The organism is Mesorhizobium sp. M7A.F.Ca.US.014.04.1.1, assembly GCF_003998745.1.
GTDB classification, from domain to species: Bacteria; Pseudomonadota; Alphaproteobacteria; order Rhizobiales; family Rhizobiaceae; genus Mesorhizobium; species Mesorhizobium ciceri.
In genome coordinates this window covers 1-2,015 of record NZ_RZRW01000807.1, presented here as the reverse complement: position 1 = coordinate 2,015, position 2,015 = coordinate 1, and the positions used below count along the sequence as shown (strand labels likewise).

Genomic DNA, 2,015 nt, shown 5'->3' with positions numbered 1-2,015 from the left:
GTTCACCATGCTGGCGCGGCATGCGCGCGTGCACAAGCGTGCTCAGCCGATTAAAGTCCTGAGCCTGCCATGTTCAACCGGCGAAGAGGCCTATTCGGTCGCCATGGCCATGTTCGATGCCAGCTTTGAGGCGCACGAGTTCAAGATCGATGGTGTGGACGTCAGCAGCCGCAATATCGCGACGGCTGAACGCGCGATCTATGGGCGCAATTCGTTTCGCGGCAGCCATCTCGAATTCAAGGATCGCTATTTCGAAGCGGCCGAGAGCGGGTTGCGTCCTACAGCTGCGGTGCTGAAACAGGTTCGGTTCAGGGTAGGAAACCTGTTCGGCTCTCGCGCGTCTTTCGGGCAAGAAGTCTATGACATCGTGCTTTTCCGCAATCTGCTGATCTATTTCAATCGAGAGCTGCAGGATCGCGCGTTGATCTGCCTGAAGGACCTACTGGCCAAAGACGGACTCCTCCTGGTCGGTCCGGCGGAAGCAGCTCTTCCAAGGTTGCATGGCTTTATTTCCGCTGAATGGCCATTGGCCTTTGCCTTCCTGAAATCGGAGCCCGTCAAGACCACGGCGCCGACAGTTTCGGCCGCCATCCCGGTGCCGACGCCAACCCCGAAGGTCAACAAGAGCAAGCCTCTTCTTCGGCCCCGACCGACAATTGGCAATGAAGCCCGTGGACAGGCGCCGGCCAAGCCGCTTGCAAAGGCCTCGGAAAGCCTCATCGCGGTTGAACGGATCGCCAATGCAGGACGGGTAAAGGAGGCACAGGAGGTCGCCCTGGCGCATCTCAAGGAATTTGGTCCTTCCGCGCAAATCTTCTACTTGCTGGGCCTCGTCCAGGATGCGGATGGCGCAGCACCCCAAGCCGCGCAAAGCTATCGCAAGGCGCTCTATCTCGCGCCAAATCATCGAGAAGCTCTCATCCATCTGGCTTTGCTGCTTCGCAAGCAAGGCGACCATAACGGCGCCGAGGCCCTGGCTGGCCGGCTAGGCCGGGTCCAGAAAAGGAGCGGCAGCTGATGGCGGCTTCGACAGGGATCGCTCAGCCGTTGGAGCAGATTGAAATCGACGACTGCTGGCGGCAAATAGGCGTACGGGGTGACAAGTCATGTCCGCTGCTGGAGCAGCATCTCCACTGCCGGAATTGCCCGACCTATAAGAAGATTGCACGACACCTCCTCGACCGTGCGGCTCCCTCGGTATATCGCGACGAATGGCCTGGTAACGCTGGTCGAGCAGGGATCGATCCGGCCGACGGCGAGGCGCTGCAGACGGCTGTTCTCTTCCGTTTGGGGGAAGAATGGCTGGCCCTTCCGGTCGGTATTTTTCATGAAGTGGCTGAATCTCGTCGCGTTCATTCACTTCCACATCGCAGAAACCGTGCACTGCTCGGTATTGCGAATGTCCGTGGTGAATTGCTCGTTTGCCTGTCCCTGGCTGAATTGCTCGGGATAGACGAGCGCAAGGAGGGGGAGCAAAGCACGCGAACCAAGGTATTTCGCCGCCTGGTTGTTGTGGGCGAGCGCGACAAGCGGGTTGCCTTTACGGTTGATGAGATCCACGGCTTACATCGCTATCGGGCACGCGACACTCTCGCTGTGCCACCCACGATCGACAAGGCGCTGTCTGCGGCTACTAATGCCGTTCTGCCCTGGCAGGGACGGGCCGTTGGTTGTCTCGACCCAGAACAACTGCTCACGATGCTGGCTCGGAGCATGGCATGACAGATGAGGACTTCAGCCAGGTTTCGATGCTCAGCCTCTTCCAGGCCGAACTGGAGACGCAGTCACAGGCACTAACGTCTGGGCTTCTGGCACTGGAACGCAATCCTGTCGCCGCCGATGCCCTGGAAGCATGCATGCGTGCCGCACATTCCCTGAAGGGAGCTGCCCGAATCATCGACCTGATGCCCGCGGTCAAAGTTGCAAATGCGATGGAAGATTGCCTGGTCGCCGCGCAACGTGGGCATCTGAGAGTGGGACGGGAGCATATAGATGCGCTCCTGCAAGGCTGTGAC

At 59.4% G+C, this 2,015-nt stretch carries 3 protein-coding genes; all 3 read left to right on the top strand.

Annotated features, from left to right (window positions below; all coding sequences use genetic code 11):
- On the top strand, window positions 1–1,018 hold a 1,018-nt coding region (locus tag EOA22_RS31740), incomplete at its 5' end, for a CheR family methyltransferase (RefSeq protein ID WP_127390511.1).
- Window positions 1,018–1,722, top strand: a complete 705-nt coding sequence (locus EOA22_RS31735) for a chemotaxis protein CheW (RefSeq protein WP_063170495.1) — start codon at window positions 1,018–1,020, stop codon at window positions 1,720–1,722. The genes EOA22_RS31740 and EOA22_RS31735, both read left to right, overlap by 1 nt.
- Window positions 1,719–2,015, top strand: a 297-nt coding sequence (locus tag EOA22_RS31730) for an Hpt domain-containing protein (RefSeq protein ID WP_206521380.1), incomplete at its 3' end; no start/stop codon positions are given. The genes EOA22_RS31735 and EOA22_RS31730, both read left to right, overlap by 4 nt.

Excerpts from the sequence above, each read along its gene's own strand:
- EOA22_RS31735 (WP_063170495.1), top strand. The coding sequence starts at position 1,018 with ATGGCGGCTTCGACAGGGATCGCTCAGCCGTTGGAGCAGATTGAAATC.